Source organism: Macellibacteroides sp., assembly GCF_050251695.1.
Classification (GTDB): domain Bacteria; phylum Bacteroidota; class Bacteroidia; order Bacteroidales; family Tannerellaceae; genus Macellibacteroides; species Macellibacteroides fermentans.
Genome location: NZ_JBFWMI010000022.1, coordinates 16,972 through 39,633, shown reverse-complemented (window position 1 = coordinate 39,633; position 22,662 = coordinate 16,972). Strand labels below are relative to the sequence as shown.

Annotated in this window: 15 protein-coding genes and 3 tRNA genes; 4 read left to right on the top strand and 14 right to left on the bottom strand. The window is 47.0% G+C overall.

Annotated elements, in window-relative coordinates; genetic code table 11:
* Window positions 1-215: 215 nt before the first annotated feature.
* The 3 genes from AB7E53_RS05315 to AB7E53_RS05305 form a co-directional block, all read right to left on the bottom strand.
* Window positions 216-289 (bottom strand) — tRNA-Asn (locus tag AB7E53_RS05315).
* A gap of 28 nt (window positions 290-317) precedes the next feature.
* Window positions 318-391: transfer RNA gene (locus tag AB7E53_RS05310), tRNA-Asn, on the bottom strand.
* A gap of 29 nt (window positions 392-420) precedes the next feature.
* Window positions 421-494 (bottom strand) — tRNA-Asn (locus AB7E53_RS05305).
* 102 nt (window positions 495-596) lie between these two features.
* Between AB7E53_RS05305 and AB7E53_RS05300 the strand changes: the two genes are divergently transcribed.
* Together AB7E53_RS05300 and AB7E53_RS05295 are read left to right on the top strand one after the other, a co-directional pair.
* Window positions 597-1,574, top strand: a complete 978-nt coding sequence (locus tag AB7E53_RS05300; RefSeq protein ID WP_068183158.1) for an adenosine kinase — start codon at window positions 597-599, stop codon at window positions 1,572-1,574.
* A 54-nt stretch (window positions 1,575-1,628) separates the two neighbouring features.
* Window positions 1,629-3,323, top strand: a complete 1,695-nt coding sequence (locus tag AB7E53_RS05295) for a S41 family peptidase (RefSeq protein ID WP_446774588.1) — start codon at window positions 1,629-1,631, stop codon at window positions 3,321-3,323.
* On the opposite strand, the gene AB7E53_RS05290 is transcribed toward AB7E53_RS05295, so the two are convergent.
* From AB7E53_RS05290 to AB7E53_RS05255, 8 genes are all read right to left on the bottom strand, one after another.
* Window positions 3,310-4,434, bottom strand: coding sequence for a metallophosphoesterase (locus tag AB7E53_RS05290; protein WP_446774586.1), 1,125 nt, complete (start codon window positions 4,432-4,434; stop codon window positions 3,310-3,312). The genes AB7E53_RS05295 and AB7E53_RS05290 overlap by 14 nt on opposite strands.
* A 22-nt stretch (window positions 4,435-4,456) precedes the next feature.
* On the bottom strand, window positions 4,457-5,560 hold the full coding sequence (locus AB7E53_RS05285; RefSeq protein WP_446774584.1) for a metallophosphoesterase: 1,104 nt from the start codon (window positions 5,558-5,560) through the stop codon (window positions 4,457-4,459).
* A 144-nt stretch (window positions 5,561-5,704) separates the two neighbouring features.
* Entirely contained in the window at window positions 5,705-7,174 is a 1,470-nt protein-coding gene (gene gltA, locus AB7E53_RS05280; RefSeq protein ID WP_079682609.1) for an NADPH-dependent glutamate synthase, read from the bottom strand.
* Between the two features lie 16 nt (window positions 7,175-7,190).
* A complete protein-coding gene (locus AB7E53_RS05275; protein ID WP_079682608.1) occupies window positions 7,191-7,988 on the bottom strand; it encodes a sulfide/dihydroorotate dehydrogenase-like FAD/NAD-binding protein in 798 nt (265 codons plus the stop codon).
* 95 nt (window positions 7,989-8,083) lie between these two features.
* The gene (locus AB7E53_RS05270) at window positions 8,084-8,470 is read right to left on the bottom strand and encodes a co-chaperone GroES (RefSeq protein ID WP_079682607.1); all 387 of its coding nucleotides are present in this window, start codon (window positions 8,468-8,470) and stop codon (window positions 8,084-8,086) included.
* A gap of 55 nt (window positions 8,471-8,525) precedes the next feature.
* Window positions 8,526-9,869, bottom strand: a complete 1,344-nt coding sequence (locus AB7E53_RS05265) for an MATE family efflux transporter (protein ID WP_446774583.1) — start codon at window positions 9,867-9,869, stop codon at window positions 8,526-8,528.
* A gap of 31 nt (window positions 9,870-9,900) precedes the next feature.
* The gene (locus AB7E53_RS05260) at window positions 9,901-10,896 is read right to left on the bottom strand and encodes an ABC transporter ATP-binding protein (RefSeq protein WP_446774581.1); all 996 of its coding nucleotides are present in this window, start codon (window positions 10,894-10,896) and stop codon (window positions 9,901-9,903) included.
* A gap of 6 nt (window positions 10,897-10,902) precedes the next feature.
* The gene (locus tag AB7E53_RS05255; protein ID WP_421468861.1) at window positions 10,903-11,937 is read right to left on the bottom strand and encodes an iron chelate uptake ABC transporter family permease subunit; all 1,035 of its coding nucleotides are present in this window, start codon (window positions 11,935-11,937) and stop codon (window positions 10,903-10,905) included.
* A gap of 299 nt (window positions 11,938-12,236) precedes the next feature.
* Here AB7E53_RS05255 and AB7E53_RS05250 point away from each other — a divergent pair, with 299 nt between their 5' ends.
* The gene (locus tag AB7E53_RS05250) at window positions 12,237-15,215 is read left to right on the top strand and encodes a SusC/RagA family TonB-linked outer membrane protein (RefSeq protein ID WP_446774579.1); all 2,979 of its coding nucleotides are present in this window, start codon (window positions 12,237-12,239) and stop codon (window positions 15,213-15,215) included.
* 19 nt (window positions 15,216-15,234) lie between these two features.
* The gene (locus AB7E53_RS05245) at window positions 15,235-16,788 is read left to right on the top strand and encodes a RagB/SusD family nutrient uptake outer membrane protein (RefSeq protein ID WP_446774577.1); all 1,554 of its coding nucleotides are present in this window, start codon (window positions 15,235-15,237) and stop codon (window positions 16,786-16,788) included.
* Window positions 16,789-16,950: 162 nt separating this feature from the next.
* Here the strand turns inward: AB7E53_RS05245 and AB7E53_RS05240 are convergent, their stop codons facing one another.
* The 3 genes from AB7E53_RS05240 to AB7E53_RS05230 are packed head-to-tail and all read right to left on the bottom strand — an operon-like array spanning window position 16,951 to window position 22,637.
* Window positions 16,951-18,444 carry a hypothetical protein gene (locus AB7E53_RS05240; protein ID WP_446774575.1) on the bottom strand — a complete coding sequence of 498 codons (1,494 nt, stop codon included), beginning with the start codon at window positions 18,442-18,444 and terminating at the stop codon, window positions 16,951-16,953.
* 2 nt (window positions 18,445-18,446) lie between these two features.
* Window positions 18,447-20,186, bottom strand: a complete 1,740-nt coding sequence (locus AB7E53_RS05235; protein ID WP_446774573.1) for a DUF6057 family protein — start codon at window positions 20,184-20,186, stop codon at window positions 18,447-18,449.
* A gap of 15 nt (window positions 20,187-20,201) precedes the next feature.
* Window positions 20,202-22,637 carry a TonB-dependent receptor domain-containing protein gene (locus AB7E53_RS05230; protein WP_371689449.1) on the bottom strand — a complete coding sequence of 812 codons (2,436 nt, stop codon included), beginning with the start codon at window positions 22,635-22,637 and terminating at the stop codon, window positions 20,202-20,204.
* Between the last annotated feature and the right edge of the window lie 25 nt (window positions 22,638-22,662).

Here is a 22,662-nt window from a genome sequence, read left to right as displayed (position 1 = left end):
GCTGCGGAATCCTTTAATGCTAAAATAAAAGACTTCAGAAGACAGTTTAGAGGTGTAACGGACATTAAATTCTTCCTGTACAGATTATGCAAAATTTATGCTTAGACCCAGAATTTGGTCGTGATCCGTACTGTTCCCTCAAATGTAGAGATATAAACCGGACCGGGAATAAAAAACGAAGCAGAAAATCTTTTAAAGATCTCTGCTTCATTCTGCTCTCCCTCTTGGACTTGAACCAAGGACCCTCTGATTAACAGTCAGATGCTCTAACCAACTGAGCTAAGGAAGAATTTAAATACATAGTCAAGGTTGTTCTGCTCTCCCTCTTGGACTTGAACCAAGGACCCTCTGATTAACAGTCAGATGCTCTAACCAACTGAGCTAAGGAAGAATTTAAATACATAGTCAAGGTTTGTTCTGCTCTCCCTCTTGGACTTGAACCAAGGACCCTCTGATTAACAGTCAGATGCTCTAACCAACTGAGCTAAGGAAGAAAATTGCAATTGTCAGAAGTGGATGCCATTTCTTAAAATGCAGTGCAAAAGTAAGTCTTGTTTTCGAAATATGCAATATATTTGCAGAAAAAATAAGAAAAAATGAGAACTATAGGTTTGGGGAATGCTTTGGTGGACGTGGTATTGAGGGTGAAAGACGAGTCGGTTTTGTCCGATATCGGCATAGCAAAAGGAGCTATGGAGCTGATAGACAAAGATCAAATGATTCGTTTGCGTTCGGCCAGCACAGACCTTTCCAGGTCGGTTTCTCCGGGTGGTTCAGTATGTAATACCATCCGTGCAATGGCAAATTTAGGAGCCAATGTGGGATATATCGGGAAAATCGGATCGGACGAATTGGCGCAAAGCTATGAAAGTGCCCTCCAACAAGCGGGCGTGGAACCTAATTTTGTGAAGACCGAAGGTATATCCGGTAGCTGTACGGTGTTCGTTACTCCGGACGGCGAACGTACCATGGCTACATTCCTCGGACCGGCTGCCACATTGAATCCTGCCGAATTAAAGTCCGAAATTATACGTACATACGACTGCATTTACATAGAGGGGTATCTTATCGTAAACGAACCGTTGTTCCGCGAGGCTTTGTCGCTGGCTAAAGAGGCCGGATTGAAAGTGGCGCTCGATTTGTCCAGTTTCAATGTGGTGGAATCGAACCTGGCTATGTTACAGGAGGTGATTCCGGCCTACGTAGATATTCTGTTCTGCAACGAGCAGGAGTCATTTTCCTTTACCGGACTTTCGCCCCGCGAGGCAGCATCCCGGTTGGCACAGATGGTGGATATTGCAGTGGTTACACTGGGTAAAGAGGGAGCGTTGGTGGCAACAGGCAACGAAGTTATCCCTATTGATGCCGTAAAAGCCCTGGCTGTGGATACAACGGGTGCCGGCGATCATTTCGCAGCAGGCTTTTTGTTCGGGCTAAGTAAATCGGCTACATTGGACAGGGCGGCCAGAATCGGAGCGCTGTTGGCTTCGCACGTGGTGGAAGTGTCCGGAGCCTGCATTCCAGATCATCAATGGGAACAAATAAAGTTAAAAGTAGCGCATATTTTAAACTAATACCCCTAATATTGTATACATTTACGGCATACAAAAGTAATTAAGAAAAAATCTATGGATAAGTTGATTCAGCGAAGTAAAATTCTCATTCGTATTTTTCTCCTTTTTCTGATATTGCTTCCGGTGGAAGGAAAGTCGCAAGCCGATAATCGCTTCGAAGTAAGTAAGAATCTGGATGTATTTAATGCCTTGGTAAAAGAGGTGGATATGTTTTACGTGGATTCCGTCGATGTGGAAAAGACGGTAAGAACAGGGATCGATGCGATGCTCTCCACGTTGGATCCGTATACGGAATACATTCCTGAACAGGAGATGGGCGACCTCAAATTCATCACTACCGGCGAATACGGCGGTATCGGTTCGTTCATTCGCGAACGCGACGGTGGCGTGTACATTATTGAGCCTTTCGAAGGGATGCCTGCGGCACTGGCCGGACTAAAGGCCGGAGATAAACTGCTGGTGATAGACGGTACGGACCTAACCGGAATGACATCCGACAAGGTGAGCGAATTGCTTAAAGGCAAGCCTAATACGAAGATGACTTTAAAGATTCAACGTCCCAACGAAAAGAAACCCCGTACATTGGAACTTATCCGCAAGCAGGTGTTGGTAGATCAGGTAACTTACTACGGTGTTCGTAACGACAGCATCGGATATATCTACCTGAAAGGGTTTACCGATAAAAGTGCCCAGGAGGTGAAGGCTGCTTTCGAAGACCTGAAGAAGAATCATCATATCAAGTCGCTGGTATTCGACCTGCGTAATAACGGTGGTGGCTTGCTGGACGGTGCTGTTCAGATCGTTGGTATGTTTGTGCCTAAAGGGGAGGTGGTGCTTTCTACCAAAGGTAAGATCAAACAATGGGACCGTACCTACCGTACCGCTACCGAACCGTTGGATACGGTGATGCCTATTGCCGTGCTTATCAACGGAGGTTCTGCGTCGGCTGCCGAAATTGTTTCCGGTGCCTTACAGGATATGGACCGTGCCGTATTGGTTGGTCAGCGTAGCTTCGGGAAAGGCTTGGTACAGTCTACCCGTGAACTGCCTTATAATGGCAATCTGAAGGTTACCATGTCTAAATATTATATCCCCAGCGGCCGTTGCATCCAGGCCATCGATTACTCGCACAAGAACCCCGACGGAAGTGCTGCCCGTATACCGGATAGCCTGACTACCGTATTCAATACATCCAAAGGCAGACTGGTGCGTGACGGCGGAGGTGTGCGTCCGGATTTTGAGGTGGAAGAGGCTAAAGTGCCTACCATCATGTATTACCTGGTGGCTGATATGGTTGCTTTCGACTTTGCCACAGAGTGGGCCCAGCGTCATCCTTCCATCGGAACGATCGAATCATTCCGGTTAAGTGATGCAGATTACGAAGAGTTCAAGAAGTTTGCCAAAGAAAAGAACTTTACCTACGACCGCCAGAGTGAGAAGCTGCTCAAGAACCTGAAAGAGGTGGCTGGCTTTGAAGGCTACCTGGATGAATCGTCGGACGAGTTCAAGGCATTGGAGGCAAAGCTTACGCCCAACCTGGACCGCGACCTGGATCGCTTTAAGGATCAGATAACCGAGTTGCTCTCGGCCGAGATCGTAAAACGTTACTTCTATCAGAAGGGAGAATTGATACAGAGCCTTAAAAAGGACAAGGTGTTGGACAAAGCACTGGAGGTGTTGGGAAATCCTTCCCTTTATCAAACAACGCTTTCAGTTCCAACAGCAGCGCTTTCTGCTATCGGAAAGTAATATGCAATACTACAAGTTCGGAAACGGTTCCCACCCGGTAGGGGGGACCGGCACATCCGATACCCGAGGAGACATAAAATTGTGTGTCTCCTTTTTTATAATATCCATACGGACATTCAAAAATCAGTTTCATGATAAGCGGATAGGGCCAAAACTGTCCGTTGTGCGTATGGCCGTGTAATCCCAGGTCGGCTTTGTTCATCACCATTTCATTGAAAGCCAGCGGTTGATGGTCCAGAACGATGACGGGCAGATCAGGATCAAGGTCTTTGGTAAGTGAATGAAGCGGTTTCCTTTTTTTGTTTACCAGATCGTCTCTGCCAATCAGGTAAAAGGTTGAGTCAGGCATGGCCACCGAATCAATCAGCAAGGTTCCGCCGGTTTGAAGAAGCCATTTGTGTTTGGCATTGATGTTGGCTCTGTACTCGTGGTTACCCAATACGATATAGGTACCCAGCGGAGCATGAATTTGCCGTAGCTCCTCTTCAACCTTCTGGTTTACTGCAATTCGCGACTCGTAATCCATGATGTCGCCCACCAATACGGCCAGATCGGCCTTCTGTTCGTTAGCCAACGCTACATACTTGTGTACAAGCGACCGGTTGATGGTTTCGCCTATGTGCAGATCGCTCATCATTACGATCTTAAGACTGTCGCGGGTACTTCCCTTCTTAGGCAGCGTGATCGATACATGCCTTACTACCGGATGGGTTACGGTATGGTAGGCCTTGAACATTAGAGCCGTTACGCCGGCGGTGATAGTAAAGAAGAGAATCAGTTTGGTTTTCGCATAGTTCTTTTTTATCACTTGAGGAATCAGCGGAATATACCGGTTCAGGAAGCGGATCAGCTCCAGCACCAACAGACTCATCGTAAGATACAGGGAGGCGATGTACCAGGTGTTGCATATTTGCATGATGGGGATAAATATGCTGTCTGGCAGGCTCTTGCGAAAGAAGAATCCGGTAAGATAAAGTGATATTTCCAGAATAAAGAACAGAGTGAATGGAACCCTCCACTTCTTTGTTGGAGGAATAGCCTGGTATCCCCGTATAAATATATAGGAACTTAACAGTAATTGTCCGACTATGGCCTGTATAAATACCTTCATCTGTACCGGTTTTTAGCGTTCGTTACCCTTTGTCTGCCTGCGAAAAGGTTATATTGAATACCACCATTTCACTTTGTGTGCCGATGCGGAAGGGTGGTCCCCAAAGGGACAAGCCCGAAGAGACATAGAAATGGGTGTTACCTTTCCTTTTGTATCCGTGACTAAGTTCAAACATACGGTCCACCACCAATGTCATAGGCCATACCTGTCCCCTGTGCGTATGTCCGCTGAACTGCAGATCTATGCCCGCATCAACCGCCTTGTCTAATTCGAAGGGTTGGTGGTTCAGCATGATTACAGGCAGGGAAGTGTCCACCTGTGCTGCGAGCGAATCCAGACTTTCCCGTTTACGGTTGTTGGCGTCGTCGCGCCCGATCAGCTGGATTCCGTTGGGAAGGGTTACCACGCTGTCCTGCAGGAGAACAATGCTGGTCTTTGCTATAAAGTCGCGGCTGGCTTCCATGCCGCTTATATATTCGTGATTACCCGGAATCATGTATACGCCCAGCGGTGCATGCAGCAGATTCAGCTCCTCCTCCATGCGTTGGTCCAGTACCGGATGGAGACTGTTATCAATGAGATCGCCCCCGATAAGGATCAGATCCGGACGTTGTTCATTAATGAGATCTACGTAGTCTTTCAGTTGTTCCTTGTCGGTTCCGTATCCAAGGTGTATATCGCTTATAGCTACCACTTTAAGCTGTTGATAACTTTTCGCAGGCTTGTTGATAACTATGTTGATAACGTTGGTTTCCGGATGTTTGTATTGGTAGTATCCATAGGCCAGAACCATTGAAATAAGGGCTGTGGCATACAAAAAGCTATGCTTTATCCTTAGCTTGAAAAGATGAAGGATGTCAAGCAATAACAGAAGCATCACCATGTACAGGGTGAAGACCAGCCAGCCTGTGCCAAGCAGGTGTATCCAATGCATCAGCTGATAGGGGAGGTTGAGGTCCCGTAAAAGAAATACGCCGAATACGGCAAGCGCCATGAACCAGAAGGCGGTAACGGCCGCAATCTTTCCAGCCGTTGGAAAGGTTTTGATAACCTGCCACCCTTTGTAGAAAATATAGGCATTTCCGAGAAGGTACACGGAAAAGATAATAATAAAGAACGTGGGCATTGCTTCTAATTTTTGCAAATATAACGAACCTGAACGGATTCTGCAACAAGCAGACCGATTGTGTAAATAACAGTCCCGGAAGGAAAAGGTTGAAAAAAGAAAGGGGCACCCGTCCAGAGCGCCCCTTTCCGTATAACGTAGAATTTATTTTTTCAGATCTGCATCCATGGCAGCAGCGGCCTTGCGTCCGTCTCCCATAGCCAGGATAACCGTTGCTCCGCCACGTACTATGTCGCCTCCGGCATAGATATGGTTTACAGCCGATTGCATGCTTTCCTGATTCACCACAATGGTTCCCCATTTGGTTACATCAAGGCCGCTGAAAGACTGAGGGATCAGCGGATTGGGGGAAACCCCGATGCTCACAATAACCTCGTCTACTTCAATCTCTTCGATCGCTCCTTCAATAACCACCGGTTTCCGTCTGCCGGAAGCATCCGGTTCGCCCAGTTCCATCTTTTGAAGAACCATATGCGTTACCCTGCCACGTGCGTCGCCTTTGTATTCAATGGGGTTATGCAGCGTAAGGAATTCAATACCCTCTTCCTTGGCGTGTTTAACCTCTTCGATTCGGGCCGGCATCTCTTCTTCGCTGCGGCGGTAAACAATCATGGCACGTTCTGCACCCAGACGTCTCGCTGTACGTACCGAGTCCATCGCCGTGTTACCACCTCCGATTACAGCTACACGTTTTCCCATAAATACTGGCGTATCCGATTCAGGATTAGCAGCGTCCATCAGGTTAACACGGGTAAGGTATTCGTTGGACGACATCACACCCACCAGGTTTTCGCCCGGTATATTCATAAAGTTTGGAAGGCCCGCTCCGCTGGCGATAAAGATACCTTTAAATCCCTCTGCCTGAAGTTGCTCCTGACTGATAGTCTTTCCAATGATGCAGTTGGTGATGAATTGCACACCCATTTGGCGCAATACGTCGATTTCCACATCCACAATCTGATTGGGCAGACGGAATTCGGGAATACCGTATTTCAATACCCCTCCGATTTCATGGAGTGCTTCAAATACCGTAACATCGTACCCCCGCTGTGCCATATCCCCCGCAAAGGATAATCCGGCTGGTCCGGAACCGATAACAGCCACTTTGATTCCATTTTTCTCGGGAATGACCGGGATGGATATTTGTCCGCTTTCTCTTTCGTAATCGGCGGCAAAACGTTCCAGGTAACCAATGGCTACAGCCTCTTTGCCTAGTTTCTGTGTGTAGATACACTGGCTTTCGCATTGCTTTTCCTGCGGACAAACCCGGCCGCATACGGCGGGTAGTGCGCTGGTTTCCTTCAGCGTCTTAGCTGCCTCCAGAAAGTCGCCCTTCTCTATCTGCTTTACGAATGTAGGTATGTTGATGCTAACCGGACATCCGTTCATACAGGTGGGGTTGGGGCAGTCCAGGCAACGTTGGGCTTCCATCATGGCCTGCTCGGCTGTCAATCCCAGGTTTACCTCTTCTTTATTGTGGCTGCGGTATTCCGGATCCAGTTCATTCATGTGAACACGGGGAATATCCGTTCTTTCTTTATTCTTTTTGCTTTTGCGTAGCTCTTCTCTCCATGATTGGGCACGACGGGCTGCAATAATTTCTTCGATTGTCATAGTAGCCTACTTAATTTTATTTTTTACCAAGACCATTATATGCACCCAGGCGCATTATCATCTCATCAAAATCTACCTGATGGGCATCAAACTCCGGACCGTCAACACAAACAAACTTTGTTTTGCCTCCGATCGAAACCCTGCATGCACCACACATGCCGGTCCCATCCACCATGATGGTGTTTAAAGATGCAACGGTAGGAATGTTGTACTTCTTGGTAAGTAATGATACGAACTTCATCATGATAGCCGGACCGATTGTAACGCAAAGGTTTACCTCTTCGCGGTTTATTACCTCTTCGATACCGTTGGTAACGAGTCCCTTTTTCCCGTAAGAACCATCATCGGTCATTACAATCACTTCGTCGGAATTGGCTTTCATCTGTTCTTCCAGAATAACCAGATCCTTGCTTCTTGCGGCCAAAACAACAATTACCCTGTTGCCTGCCTTGTGCATTGCCTCTACAATGGGCAGAAGGGGCGCACAGCCCACACCTCCGCCGGCACATACAACGGTTCCCACCTTTTCGATGTGGGTAGCCTGACCAAGGGGACCAACCAGGTCGGTAATGTAATCTCCTTCGTTTAATTCGCATAGCTTGCGTGAAGATTCGCCTACCGTTTGTATAACCAGGGTGATCGTACCCTTTTCGGTGTCTGCAGCAGCAATGGTAAGCGGAATACGTTCTCCCGTTTTTCCCACTTTGACAATCACAAAGTGACCTGCCTTGCGTGAACGAGCGATCAATGGGGCTTCAACTTCCAGTTTTACCACATTGGCAGAAAAATGCTCTTTACTTACAATTTTGTTCATTAAGAAAGTTCTAATTGATAGTCTGTGTTTGTATATTTTTGGCAAAAATACGCAAAATCTACGTATTTGACAGTCATTTGATAAAATAATTGACGTTATTCAAACAAACCTTCATCTCTTACCAACATAAGGATGGCAGAATGCGGTACAATCAGATAGGCTTCGTCGTCGAAAAAGATTTCGTAGGCAGCGTTCTGAAGGTAGACGGCCAAATCTCCCTCTTTTGCCTGCAGCGGAAGGTATTGTACCCCTTCTTCCTTTTTCTTTTGCCAGACTTCATGCTCTTCGGAGGTAGACGGTAACGGATATCCCGGTCCGGCTTTGATAATGTAGCCGCTTTGTATCTTTTCTCCCTGCTGTACCGATGGGGGTAGGTACAGACCTGTCTTCGTCTGACTCTGAGGATTCTTAGGTTTAATCAAGACTTTGTCTCCAACCATAAGTAACTTATTCAAATCTTTCTGATCTATTGAAAGTTGCATACCTGAACTATTTACTGTTTACAAGGTACAAAGATACAGGCCTGCAGCCAATAAATCAATTTCTTTTTATTTTTTTGATCTGAAAGAAAAGAAACAACCAGGCCGTAAGGGCTGCTATTACGTCAGATACCGGCGAAGCCAGCCATACACCGTCCAGTCCGAAATAATCGGGTAAAATAAGCAAAGCCGGAATAAGGAACAGGCATTGCCTGCTGATACTCTGCACCATGGATATCCAGGCCATCCCGATGCTCTGAAAGAACTGGGCGATTACAACCTGCGAACCTACAACCAAAAAGGCCATGAGCGACAGCCGCAGGGCATTGGAAGAGATGGAAAGCATGAGCGGATCGTTCGTAAACGCCCTCACGATGAGGTGAGGGAAGAACCAGCTGCCGATAAATCCGATTCCGGTAACCGCAGTGGCAATCAAAATAACCAGACGAAGGGTCTTCATCACCCGGTCCATGTTGCCGGCTCCGTAATTAAATCCCACAATGGGCTGCATGCCTTGCGATAATCCCAGAATGAACATCATCAGCAGCAGGGCAAAACTGGTTATAATACCGTTGGCTCCCACAGCATAATCTCCTCCATGGGTCTTTAAGGCATTAATCATCAGCACATTCACCATGCTTCCGGCCAGCTGCATGGCAAAAGGAGACATCCCGATACTTACAATTGCCAGTACAATAGGGAGCTTGAGTTTAAAGTACTTGCGATGAAAACGTACAATGCTGTCTTTCTGTAAGAAATGATTCAGAACGAACAGGGCGCTTGCCGCCATGGATATAACCGTTGCAATGGCTGCCCCCTGGATACCCATGTTGAATCCAAATATAAAAATAGGATCCAGCACAGCGTTCAGAATGGCACCGATAAGCATGGTGACCATGGCCTTGCGTGGATAACCGGATGCACGCATGATGGCATTATATCCAAAGCTGAACGTAGCCAGCAGATTGCCCGGAATGGTTATATAGAGATAATCCATGGCGTAAGGGATGGTCTGTTCGCTGCCTCCGAACCAGATAAGAAGTTCTTTAAGAAACGACAGAGATACAATGACGGAGAAGGAGGTCAGTATCAGGGTAAGCATCAGGGCGTTTCCCAAAACATTCTCGGCTTTGTCGACCTCTCTTTTCCCCAGATGGATGGAAATACGGGCAGAGCTTCCGGCTCCTACCAACATACCGAATGCCTGCAGGAAAAGAAGGATCGGGAAGGTGAGTGCCAACCCCGAGAGAGCCATAGCGCCTACCCCCTGACCGATATAGATACGGTCTACGATATTATACAGGGCATTCACCAGGGTGCCGATTACAGCCGGAACCGCATAATGATAGAGCAGTTTGGGTATTTTCTCGTTAGCCAGCCGGGCCGTTATTGCATTATCCATAGGGATTCATTCGGATTGATTTGGAACAATGTCAGAGTACCTCCAGCATCTCGGCAATATTCGTTGCCGTTTTTACCTCTCCCGACGGGAGACGGATTTCAATGCTATGGGGATTGGTGCAAATAATATGCGGACATCCCTCCCGAGGTGCCGTAGGCCGGTATCCATTCCGGATCAGGGCATTGCCCGCCCAGTAGCTGGTAACCATTTCGCCTTCAATCCCAATGGGGGTTGTGTTGGCTTGTACCTGTAATTTACCGGTGGTTGCATCAAAGGAAATTTCTTCTTTGCCAAAGAAGGAGGCGAAATGGCCCGATAAGATGAGGTCTTCGGGTGTGCCGCTGATAATGGGCTTCCCTTTGGCCTGCAGCCAGATGCAATCGCCCATCTGAATGGCCAGATCCAGGTCGTGGGTTGATAATAATATGGCCTTGTGCTGCTCGCGCGCCAGCTTACGGAGCAACACCATTGTCTCGATGCGGCTGGTCACATCCAGGAAAGCTGTTGGCTCGTCGAGGAGGATAAGCGGACATTGCTGAGCCAGTGCCTTGGCGATCATGGCCTTCTGTCGTTCACCGTCGCTCAATTCCGACACATAGTTTTTTGCCTTGTGACTAATCCCCGCAGCTTCCAGCGACTGTCTGATGATTTCGTGGTCCTTCTTCTTCAGTTGGCCGAAGAAACCCGTGTAGGGATGTCGGCCCAACGAAACCAGTTCGTAAACCGTAATACCTCCGGCATTGGTCTTTTCCGTAAGAACCACCCCAACCGTAAGAGAAAACAGCCGCTGCGAATAATCGGTCAGCGGTTTACCCTGCAGATGGATACTTCCGGCCAGCGGCTTCTGGAAACCACAAAGCGTTCGCAGCAACGTAGACTTTCCCGCACCGTTCAATCCCAGCAGGCAGGTCACCTCCCCGGGCTTCAGCGAAAGCTGAAGTCCCTCGTTGACGAGCTTCTTTTTCTTGCCTTTCAGTAAATACCCGATCTCCAGATCGAACGTCTCTATAGCAGGGATATAATTCATAGTCAATTAGTTGAAGTATTGAATGTTTTTGCGGTTCATGATTACATAAATAATAACGGGTGCCCCGATGAGGGGAGTCACCGCATTGAGCGGTAAGATACCGTTCCCTCCCGGGAGGACCATTACAATGTTACACAGCAACGCAACGCAGCTACCCGTCAGCAATGTAACAGGCAACAATAGCTTATGGTTGGAAGAACCGAGCAATAACCGGGCAATATGCGGTACTGCCAGTCCGATAAAGGAAATGGGACCACAGAAAGCCGTGGCCGTAGCAGTAAGAATCCCGGTGCAAAGCAGAATCAAAACCCGGGTTCGCTTTACCTTTATGCCCAGGTTGGCGGCATACATCTCTCCCAAAAGGAGTGCGTTCAACGGCTTGATCAACAATATGGAAAGGAGTAAACCCACCAGCGAACAGGTTGTGAAAAAGGGTAACTGCTGACTGGATACTCCCGAAAAGTCACCCATACCCCACATCACAAAGGCATGCACCTTGTCGGTCGACGCATAGTAATTGAGGATTGAGATCAGCGAAGAGGCCATATATCCCACCATGATTCCGATAATGAGCAACATAACATTGCTCTTCACTTTGGTGGAAAAGAAGATGATGATGCCAAGGATGAGGCATGCTCCGGCAAAGGCGGCCACCACAATAGCCAGATAGCCGCTCATGGGGAGTGAATTTACCATATTGAGGGTGCCTCCAAAGTAAAGCATCACCGCTGCAACACCCAGGTTTGCACCGTCGCTGATACCTAAAATGGAGGGACCGGCCAGCGGATTCTTAAACAAAGTTTGCAGAAGTAGTCCACTCACCGCAAGCGAAGCCCCTGCAAGTAAGGCGGTAACTGCCTGCGGGAGGCGTGAATTCAACAGAATCTGCCTCCACGATTCCTTTACGGTTTCATTTCCCATTAAAATATCGGCCACGGCATCCAAAGGAATGGATACGGCACCATACACCAGACTCCCGGCAAAGAGCAGTACCAGGCAAATGCTTAGCCATACATATATAGAAAGAGATTGTTTGTTCATTTTGCAAAGGTATAAATATGTTGTAAAAGTGCCCGATTTGTAGACGCAAACTTATCGGGAAGGAATGTGTGTTATTCATTCAATTAATGAGTATCTGAATCAGTATGCTATCTTTTAGATATCTTATCAGATAAGAATCTGCTGTTTGTGTTTCCGCAAACGTTTGCAGAATATTTTTACATTAATTGATATTTGTATTATAAAAATGTTAAATATTATCCTTATATTTACAACGTTTAATCTTCTCAATAAGAAGAAATCAGTATTTAGTTTTATTGTTAACCTAAAAAAAATGTATTATGCAACGAAAGAAAGCATTAAGTTCTTTCATACATTTGAGAGTAGGAATACTTTCTGTGTTGATTTCCTTTTGCATGACTGCCGCTTTTGCTCAGCAAAGCACTGTTAAGGGAAAGGTTTTAGATGAAACAGGCCAACCAATTATCGGAGCCAATGTTGTAGAAAAAGGTACCACCAACGGTACAATCACAGATCTGGATGGAAATTTTACATTAACAGTTCCCAATGCACAACGATCTGTGCTTCAGTTCTCATTTATCGGTTACACCACACTGGAAGAAACAGTGAAAGGACGTACCAGCATCAATGCGAATTTATCACCATCCGTAGTAAACTTAGGTGAAGTAGTGGCTATCGGTTACGGTACGCAGACCCGTAAGGAAATTACCGGTTCTGTGGCCAACGTAACGGAAGAGAGCTTCAACAAAGGGGTTACGCGCGATGCAACCGACTTGTTGCAAGGTAAGGTTGCCGGTTTGGTTATCACTTCCGGTTCCGGTGATGTTACAAGAGGTAACACCATGCGTTTGCGTGGTACTTCCACTCTGCAGAACGACCAGGGTCCGCTTATCGTTATCGACGGTGTACCGGGTGGCGACATGTCGACGGTTTCTCCTTCCGATATCGAGTCTATCTCTGTACTTAAGGATGCTTCCTCGGCTGCTATCTATGGTTCTCGTTCGGCCGGTGGTGTTGTACTTATTACTACCAAACGTGGTTCAGGATCCAAGACTATGATCTCGTACGACGGTTATGTAGCTATGGATCAGATGGCTAATAAGCCCGATCTTATGAATGCCGACCAATGGCGTGCGTATGCAAACAGCAAGAGTCTGGAAACCTCTACTTACGATTTGTATGGTGCCGATACCGATTGGTTCGACGAAATGACCCGTACCGGTATTTCTCAGAATCACAGTGTATCCATGTCCGGCGGTGGTTCCAAGAGTAACTATCGCGCCTCCTTCTCTTACCTGGATCGCAACGGTATCATGCGCGACAATGCCATGGAAAGATACAGCTTCCGTTTCCAGTTCTCTCAGCGTGCCATCAATGACCGCTTGAAAATCGGGTTGACCGGTTCGGCAACACTTACGGATAACCAGGTTCCTAACGGCGATAACTTCGTACTGGCTTACAGTATGTTGCCTGTATATCCTGTATTTAATGCAGACGGAACCTATTTTACCAAGGTAAACAAGGAATACGACCAGGGTAACCCGGTTCAGAACCAGGATTTGAATACCATGAAGAATAAAATGAATTATTTCTATGCAAACGGAGATGTTCAATTCTTATTGATGGAAGGTTTGAATGTGAAGGCTAGCTTGTACAAGAGCCGCTTTAACGGAGAATTCAGCCAGTATACACACTCTGCCACATCAATGGGATACAAGGACCAGGGTTTTGCCAAGAAACAGAACCGTGCCTGGGATCGTAACCTGATGGAGTGGACGGCCGATTACAACCGTACGTTGGGCGACAATGAAGAGCATAAGGTAAACGGTTTGATTGGTTACTCATGGGAAGAAAACGAATATTCCATGTTCCATGCCCAGAACCGTAACTTTGTGAACGACGATTTGCAGTACAATAACCTGCAATCCGGTCAGGGTCTGAAACAGGGCGATGTAGAGTCGGAACGCAACCAGTATCGTCTGATCTCTTTGTTTGCCAGAGCAAACTATAGCTACAAAGAACGTTATATGATTACTGCTACCGTACGTCGCGACGGTTCGTCTAAGTTCGGTGCCAACAATAAATGGGGTACATTCCCGTCGGCTTCTGCTGCCTGGGGTATCTCTGAAGAGGCTTTCATGGAAGATGTTAAATGGGTGGACGACCTTAAGCTGCGTGCCGGTTATGGTGTAACTGGTAACCAGGACGGACTTCAGCCCTATAAAACATTGCAATTGTACGGTGCCGATGGTCAGTACTATAATAACGGAAGCTGGCTTACTGCCTACAAGATCAACCAGAATGCCAACCCGGATCTAAAGTGGGAATCTACCGCCATGTTAAATGTGGGAGTCGATTTCACTTTGTTCAACGGTCGCCTGGGTGGTACTTTGGAATGGTACGACAAGCGTACTTCGGATATGCTTTATACCTACAGCGTTCCAACTCCTCCGTATGTTTACGGTTCAATGATGGCCAATGTGGGTGATATGTCCAACAAGGGTATCGAATTGTTACTTAATATCGGTGTTATCCGTAAGAAAGATTTTAACTGGAACATGTCTGTAAACTTGTCGCATAACAAAAACGAGATTACCAAACTATCCAGCGAGATTTATACTACCAACCGTATCTATACCGGTGATCCATGGATTCGCGGTGGTTCGGGAACAACCTCTCACGTAATTGAAGAAGGACGTCCGGTAGGACAATTCTTTATGCTTAAATGCAACGGTATCGACGAAAACGGTAAATATGTTTTTGAAGATGTTAATGGAGACGGACAGATTTCGGAAGACGACCGTACTTATGTAGGTAGCGCTCAGCCCGACCTAACTTTCGGTATCAACAATTCATTTACATTGAAGAACTGGGATTTAAGTTTCTTCCTTCGCGGAACAATCGGAAACGATGTATTGAACGGTCCTCGTATGGCTTACGGAACATCGGCTTACCTTATTGGAACAAACGCATTGGATGATCCATTGATTTACGACCTGAAAGAATCTCCACGTATTTGTTCATACTACCTGGAAGATGCCTCTTTTGTACGTTTGGATAACCTTTCTTTGGGTTATACGTTCAATACGAAGAATGTGAATTGGCTGGATAAGGCCCGTGTATATGTTGCTGCACAGAATCTGTTTGTAATAACTGGCTATAAAGGCCTGGATCCTGAAGTGGAAATCGTTCGTTCTGGTCAGTCTGCCGAAGCAGCCGGTTTATCACCGGGTCTCGAACCAAGACAGTTCTTCCCTAAAGCAAGAACATTTACGTTAGGTGTAAATCTTACTTTCTAAATCTTTAAATTCGCTTATTATGAAAAGAAAATCAATTATATCAATACTGACCGGAACTGTTCTGTTGTGTTCCATGCCATCGTGTATGGACCTGGATGAAACGGTTTACGATAAGGTGCAGGCCGATAAGTTTGGCAAAACCGATGCGGAGATAAACTCAATCATCGCCCCTATCTATAAGACACTTAAAAAAGCATGGCCCAACGCCTATTTCTACATGACAGAATGCTCGGGCGATATGGCTATAACACCTACCCGTAAGGGTGGCGACTGGTGGGATAACGGTGCTTATAAAGATTTACATATGCACACCTGGACTCCCAACACGGGTACCATCAAGGATGGTTGGAACGATGCTATGCAGAGTATTTCTACCTGTAACCAGGTGTACAGTATTATTGAGGCATCGCCAAGTATGACGGATGAGGCCCGCACTCGTACCCTGGCGGAAATCCGCGGAATCAGGGCCTATTGGTACTATATGCTGATAGACAACTTTGGAAACGTTCCTTTGGTGACCGATTTTAGCGATACCGAACTTCCGGCTACCAAGTCAAGAAAAGAGGTGTACGATTTCGTGGTTAAAGAGCTGACAGAGATTAAAGATAAATTACGCGACGATGTAACCGGTGCCAGCTATGGTAAATTTACCAAGGGTGCTGCCTATACATTGCTGGCCAAGATGTACCTGAATGCCGAAGTGTGGGCAGGTGCACCCAACTATCAAGGCGTGATTGATGCTTGTAACGAGGTTATGAAGCTCGATTATATTATCGAACCGGATTGGAAACAGAGTTTTATCGTCAACAATCAGAACTCCAAGGAGATCATTCTTCCAATCTGTTTTGGTCGTGCCGACGGTGGAAATACGATGCATTACCGTACCCTTCACTACCTTGATCCTATTGCTTTGGGTATGACAGTAGGTACATGGAACGGTGTTTGTGCTCAACCGGATTATGTGAAGGCGTTCGACGATGCCGACAAGCGTAAAGTGGGTTCATTCCTGATGGGTGAAATGAAAGACCCGGCTACCGGTAAAGTACTTATGACTGCTCACAACCGTCCGCTTAACCATACAATAGACCTTACCATGATCCCTGGAACGGAACGTGGCGGTACAACCTGGGGTGATGTAAACCAGGAAGATGGTGCACGTGCCAACAAATGGGAATTTGAAGTGGGATTGGCTGCATCCGATCAGGAAAATGATTTCGCTATTTTCCGTTTGGCAGATGTATACCTGATGAAAGCCGAGGCTTTGGTACGCGCCGGTAAGGATAACGCAGAAGCAACCCGTCTGGTTAATATTATCAGGACACGTGGTTTCGGTAATACAAACCATAATTACACATCTGTAACGTTGGATAACATCCGTATGGAACGTAAGTTCGAGTTGGCATGGGAGATGTACAGCCGTCAGGATAACATCCGCTTCGGTACATTCCTGGATGCCCGGTTCCTTAAAACAAAATCGGACGAATACCGCAAACTGTTCTGTATCCCTCAGGATGCATGGCAGACAAACAACAAGCTGGTTCAGAATCCGGGTTATCCTGCATTTGCTAAATAATCAGTCTCGTATAAAAAAAGAAAGGCGCTCTGTTTTAAGGGCGCCTTTTTTATTGATACTAAACTTACGTGGAGAGTCTAAACTCCATAAAATTGGCATGAATGTACAGAAACAAAACAATCAGTTCCATGAAGTGATGCATGCGACTGTAATACACTTTGATTACCGGAACTTTACCTGAATCCCTTGATCTGTTGTAGCTGCATGCTGTATATCGTAGGGATTTACATCCACTTCGCCCTTTACCAGTTCCGGAATGTTGTAAGAATAAAGCAGGAAATTGTAGTGATCTGGATCCTGTTGTGGGAGCAGAAAGGGTTTCGAGGTTGTTCCATCTTCGTCTACATGCACCAGATAGGGAAGCGTATAAACGCCGTTTTCGCGGCGACTGCTTACTACGAACCAGCGGCTGTTGCTGCTCCAGCTATGATAGCTTTCGGTATCCTCACTGTTAACCTGTCCCATCTCCGTTTGCCTGCCCGATCGGAGGTCTATCATCCGTATCTCGGCATCCTTGTGCCAGATCGGAAACTGACCGTAAGCTGTTTCCGTATACATCATAAAGTTCCCATCGGGAGACATGCGGGGGAAGGATACACTGATGGAATCGGCACGTACCAGGGTGTCTACCTGCGAACCGATGGTTCCGTTGGCAGCATCGAAGGGCACCCTGCACAGACTGTACCGAAGCTGGTTGTACTTTTCGGGCATCTTCAGGGCAGGGGCCGAACAGAAATAGAGCCACTTGCCGTCGGCCGAAAATGAGGGGAAGGTCTCGTAGGCATCCTTGGTAATAAGCGACGACTTCGATAGAATCTCTTTTTGGGAGACATCATACACCACCACATCCGATTCGGCATCGAATACCTCCATCTTTTTACCCGGAACAGCATGAAAGAATTGCCGGATCGTGTTTACAGACGACGCGATGTATCTGCCCGAAGGATGCCAATAGGGGTAGGTGAGGTTACTTACAGTCTGATCTGTTTTGGTCTTCAGCTTCTCAATCTCACCATCGGATACGATGTAAGTACCCCCATTGTCGGCACGCATATGAAACATCATCCGGTCGGGATTCCCGTTGCAGAACGAGTGACAGTTCACGCAGTTGTAGCCCGTTAGCTTATTCTCGATGACGGGCTTTTCGTGGAATGTCTCCAGATTACGCTGATAAATCCCAACAATGTGCCATTTCTCGTATCCCGGCTCGATGAGGCGGTAAACCATATAGGGGTCTATAGTATCCTTGCTGACATAGATGGCAAACTTCTTCCAGGTGGTCCACTGCTGTTTGGAACGGGCGGAGACTTCAATCCACAGCGAGTCGCCGGCACATGCCTGCAACAGGTTGTGCCAGTCAGCCATGTCAAACTGCACCTTGTGAGAGCCAAAACATTCCATCTGCCTGCTTTGATCCCTGTTGGTAACCTTTACATAACTTTTGTCGTATACGGCATCTAACTTGAAATTAAGCGGAGCCATATTGGAGGGTACCGATACTCCGGTATAATCGGGGTACAGATCCGGATAACGGCTCTCTGTTACGGCATTTTCAGGATAGCTTTTTTGAAGCGAGCTACCAATCAACAGTCCAGCCGACAGCACAACAACGACCGATCCGGCAAGTATAACGTGGCGAGTTTTTATTCTTTTCATCCTTAGTTCCTTTGAGGAGTTTCTTCAAACTGAGCGTAATAGTAATATGTATTCCCGAATTCCTGCTGAAGCGCTTTGGGACCGTTGCCTGCCACACTGCAGAACTTGATAAACCGTTCGTATACGTTCCGGTCAATTCCATACGAGCTGAAAGCTTCGGGATTAGACTCCACAGTAGCATAATAAATACAGATCGCCTCCTGATAATGGATGGGAAGTTTTGTATACAGACTTTGGGCCGACTGCATATATTGCATAAAAGCGGTCAGGTCCTTGTATAAAAGCAGGTACGACAGAGCATATTCCAGCGCCGGCCGGTTGTCGGGATGATCGTCCAACAGATAGCCCAGGGCATTGGGTAACGTTTTAGCAGGATCGAACGGATTGTCGGTCTCCACATTCACCTTCCGCTTTTCGGTAATCCAGGGAGTCTTTCCGGCGGTATCCTCCTTTAGCAACCCCCGCATCTTACGGGCCCAATCCCGGTAAAACAATGTATTTTCGAGGATGGTGATGTACTTCCGTGCAGCACCGTACTCCTCATTCACAAGATACGTTTCAACCAAGCGCGTCATCAGTCGGCTTTGCACCCTTCGTTCCGAACTCAGCACCCCCACGAAGGCATAACGCTGCGAACTGTTGATATGCCCTATTTGCCAGGCCACCTCACTGGCAGCAATCAGATCCAACCGGGTTACCGGATCCTGCGGAATAAGTCCGGATACCCCCGCCTGCGGGAAATCAAACTGCCGGTTACCCAACTGGTTGGTATGCGACAAAGCCAGGTTGAGGTAAACCAGCGCATTGAGGTCCTTCACCGGATGTTTTCCGGCATGGTCTATAATCTTTTGCCAGTTGCCTGTACGTGCATAGTAATCGTAGCGGTAGGTCTGCTCGATGGGGCGGCCTCCATACAGTATACCTAATGCGATACCACCGGTAAGAAGCAAATAACATAAGGACCGACTGTACTTGAAGCCGGACTGCCATTTCCGTAATCCATACAGCAGAATGGAAAGGAGTGGGAGTGAGCATCCGATGATACGGAACGACAACGGCTGAGGATATTCGGGATGGTACAGATAACGGCTAAAGAAAGCCTCCTCCATGGGAACCACAAACAGGGTACGCATGGCAAGAAGAGGCAGCAGCAGAGCAAATGCAAGATAAGTCAGTGCCGTGACAAATTTCTGTTTATTACCTGGCTTGCTGATTTCGTAAAATCCCATCAGGAAAGCTGCCAGCAGATGAGCCGGAGCAGCCAACAGATAACAAGCCGTAAGCAATCCCGCAGCCAACAGAAAACGCCGGTAACCGGCAAGCGAATACGTGTAACCCAGAGCAACCGCCAATCCGGTGAGCAGGAATACTGGCACACTTAGCGATTCGGGTGGGAATATCCAGAAAAGAAAGCCCGGAACAAGGCACCACAAGGCAGAAAAAAGGTATCCGCACCTTCTGTAAAACAGAAGGGCGGATACCGCTATAAGTCCTGATACGAGGGCCAGAATAGCCGGAGCAACATGAGGCAGCACAAAAAACTGCATCAAAGCCCCGTTCAGATATTCGGTAAGTCCCCCGGGTGTATGAATCAAATCCGTAAAATAGGCATTGGTGTACAGAAACAAAACAAACTGTTCCATAAAGTGATACCAGTACCTGTAATGCAGGTCGAAATACAAAAAGCTGCCTGCAACAAACAATCCAATCAGAATAAGGTTATCAAAGCGATGTGGTTTCATGTAAAATCAACTTTTTTATGCGCCACCTCCTTCGGTGCTTTGTCCGGATCCTCCGGATTTCATGTCGTCGTTGGAAATACCGCGCTTAACTTTCTTAATGGCACTCTTCAAATCTCCGAAACGCCAGGAAACATTCACATAAAAGCTACGTCCGGTCATCCGGTTGATATTCTGTCTGTAAAAGTTTGCATCCTGGGTGGTCGACTTCATCTCTTTTGTCTTCCACAACGGATCCTGACACGACAAAGATACGGTAAGTTTCTTTTTTAAGAAATCTTTGTTAAGAGTAATTCCGGTATAATAAAACGCAGACGATTCTCCCTGCAGCTGAATACGCGGAGCATAGTAACCACCGTTCAGGTTGATACGGAAATCCTTAGGCATCGTGTACTGGATACCGGCAAAAGCCTGGTAGTTGAAACCACTGTTATTCCCCCAGTTTTCACTTTTCATATCCCGGTAGTCCATTCCCCCGTTCAGGTAAACACGGAACACACTTACCGGATTCCAGCTACCGTAAAGATACAGACCGATGTTGCGGTTCTTACCGATATTGTCGTAGGTAGTCTGCGTAACTCCGGGTTTATCGGGAGCGATAAAGGTATATTGTTCAATACCGTTGTTAACAAAAGAGTAGTTAACGCTGGCATTCACGTTTAATTTCTGTGTAAACATACTGTAGTTGAAGGAGATGTTGTGACTCTTCTCCGCATCAAGCTCCGTATTACCGTAACTGATATTCAACGGGTCGGTAGTGTTTACATAGGGGTTCAGGTACCAGATACCCGGACGCTGAATACGCATGTTGTAACCCAGACGGATATTCTGACTCATATTAACCTGGTACGACAAGGTAGCCGATGGAACCAAATCAAAATAGTCGGCACTAAACTCATTGTCACCCTTCACCTTCAGGCTGGTACCTTCGGCACGCAGACCCGCTTTGAATGCTACTTTTTTAAACTTCACGTTATACCCTCCGTAACCGGAATAGATATGCTGGGTATGGTTAAAGTCGGCATTGATATCGGTTACCGGCAGGTCGTTGATAAAACGTTCGGTTTCACTGTCGCTCTGACGGAGAATATACTTGGCTCCTACCTCGATGGACTGGGTTTTGCTAAGCGGACGAGTATAGTCTACCTGTCCGGTATGCTCGCTGGTGGAAGCATCGTTGTTTGTACGTTCCAGGCGGTCGTTGTAGTTCAGAATACCATCTATTTCGGTATTGTTGCTGCTTCCGTTGGGAGAATCATTAAACTTGTACGAAATGGTAAGCAATTCATCCTTCAGGGAGGTAGAATGCTGGAAGTCAAGGTTTACTTCGTTTCCACCATAGGTATACCGAGCATTGCTGTTACGGGTAAACTGATATACAGGATCCTCGTCAGCATTGCGCATCAGTTCGTTGGTTTCCGACAAACTGCGTGAGCGTCCGGCAAAGCGGTTGGCCGAAAGGCTAAGCAGGTTCAATGTATCGATTTCGTAGCTTAGCTCGAGGTAGCCATACTGACCGGGACCTTTATTCTTCGATTTACCATCTTGCGTAAGGTACTTCATCTCGTTGCTGTTAAAGTTCTCGCGATACGAGTTATAGTCGTTATACGGACTGTTGCGGTAATGATAGTTATAATTGCCTGTTATCCCCAGTTTTCCAATCTTGGCGGTAACGTAGGCACCTCCGCCAATGGTACCTGTTGAGCTTCCGCTTGCACGTACGGTTCCGGTGTATCCCTGCAGCGCACTTTTTGTGATGATGTTGATAATACCCCCAACCCCTTCGGCATCGTATTTGGCACCGGGTTCGGTTATCACTTCAATATTTTTTACAGAATTGGCCGGCATACTTTTCAAGACATCGCCCGGGTTGTTCGAAATCAGATTGGATGGCTTGCCATTCATGTAGATTTTAAAGTTACCCGATCCTTTCAGCTGAATCTTGTCATCGCCGTCCACCGTAACCATCGGAACCTTGCGAAGCATATCCAGCGTGGTGCTGGTTACAGCCTCGGGGTCTTCATCCAGGTTGTAGGTAATCTTGTCTACCTCCACCTTTACCAAAGGCTTTTGGGCGGTAACGGTAATTTCGCCCAACCGCTTTGTGTCTTCGGTCATGTACAACTTGCCCAGGTCCATCTTTTTCTTAGCCTCGGTAAGGGTGAACTGAGTTTTGGTGGTAGCCTTGCCGATCGATTGCATGGTGATGATGTAAGTGCCGGGCGTTTTCAATACGGTTTCAAACTTCCCGTCAATATCGCAAGCCAGTAGCTTTTCCGCCTTATGGGGCGTGCTGCTAACAGCGATCGACAAAGTTGCATAGGGCACGGTTTCATTTGTAAGGGAATCGACTACCTGTCCTTTTATGGAGTAGGGTGAGTTTACATCTGATTGCGCCTGGGCTAGCAACGGAATAAGTAGAGTCGTCAAAAAACAAAGGATTAATTTTTTCATTTAAAATAATAAATAAGGTGAATAC

What these genes read in the sequence shown, in the direction of transcription:
- AB7E53_RS05300 (WP_068183158.1), top strand. Translation starts at nt 597, where the DNA reads ATGAGAACTATAGGTTTGGGGAATGCTTTGGTGGACGTGGTATTGAGG.
- AB7E53_RS05295 (WP_446774588.1), top strand. Translation starts at nt 1,629, where the DNA reads ATGGATAAGTTGATTCAGCGAAGTAAAATTCTCATTCGTATTTTTCTC.
- AB7E53_RS05290 (WP_446774586.1), bottom strand. Translation starts at nt 4,434, where the DNA reads ATGAAGGTATTTATACAGGCCATAGTCGGACAATTACTGTTAAGTTCC.
- AB7E53_RS05285 (WP_446774584.1), bottom strand. Translation starts at nt 5,560, where the DNA reads ATGCCCACGTTCTTTATTATTATCTTTTCCGTGTACCTTCTCGGAAAT.
- gltA (WP_079682609.1), bottom strand. Translation starts at nt 7,174, where the DNA reads ATGACAATCGAAGAAATTATTGCAGCCCGTCGTGCCCAATCATGGAGA.
- AB7E53_RS05275 (WP_079682608.1), bottom strand. Translation starts at nt 7,988, where the DNA reads ATGAACAAAATTGTAAGTAAAGAGCATTTTTCTGCCAATGTGGTAAAA.
- AB7E53_RS05270 (WP_079682607.1), bottom strand. Translation starts at nt 8,470, where the DNA reads ATGCAACTTTCAATAGATCAGAAAGATTTGAATAAGTTACTTATGGTT.
- AB7E53_RS05265 (WP_446774583.1), bottom strand. Translation starts at nt 9,869, where the DNA reads ATGGATAATGCAATAACGGCCCGGCTGGCTAACGAGAAAATACCCAAA.
- AB7E53_RS05260 (WP_446774581.1), bottom strand. Translation starts at nt 10,896, where the DNA reads ATGAATTATATCCCTGCTATAGAGACGTTCGATCTGGAGATCGGGTAT.
- AB7E53_RS05255 (WP_421468861.1), bottom strand. Translation starts at nt 11,937, where the DNA reads ATGAACAAACAATCTCTTTCTATATATGTATGGCTAAGCATTTGCCTG.
- AB7E53_RS05250 (WP_446774579.1), top strand. Translation starts at nt 12,237, where the DNA reads ATGCAACGAAAGAAAGCATTAAGTTCTTTCATACATTTGAGAGTAGGA.
- AB7E53_RS05245 (WP_446774577.1), top strand. Translation starts at nt 15,235, where the DNA reads ATGAAAAGAAAATCAATTATATCAATACTGACCGGAACTGTTCTGTTG.
- AB7E53_RS05240 (WP_446774575.1), bottom strand. Translation starts at nt 18,444, where the DNA reads ATGAAAAGAATAAAAACTCGCCACGTTATACTTGCCGGATCGGTCGTT.
- AB7E53_RS05235 (WP_446774573.1), bottom strand. Translation starts at nt 20,186, where the DNA reads ATGAAACCACATCGCTTTGATAACCTTATTCTGATTGGATTGTTTGTT.
- AB7E53_RS05230 (WP_371689449.1), bottom strand. Translation starts at nt 22,637, where the DNA reads ATGAAAAAATTAATCCTTTGTTTTTTGACGACTCTACTTATTCCGTTG.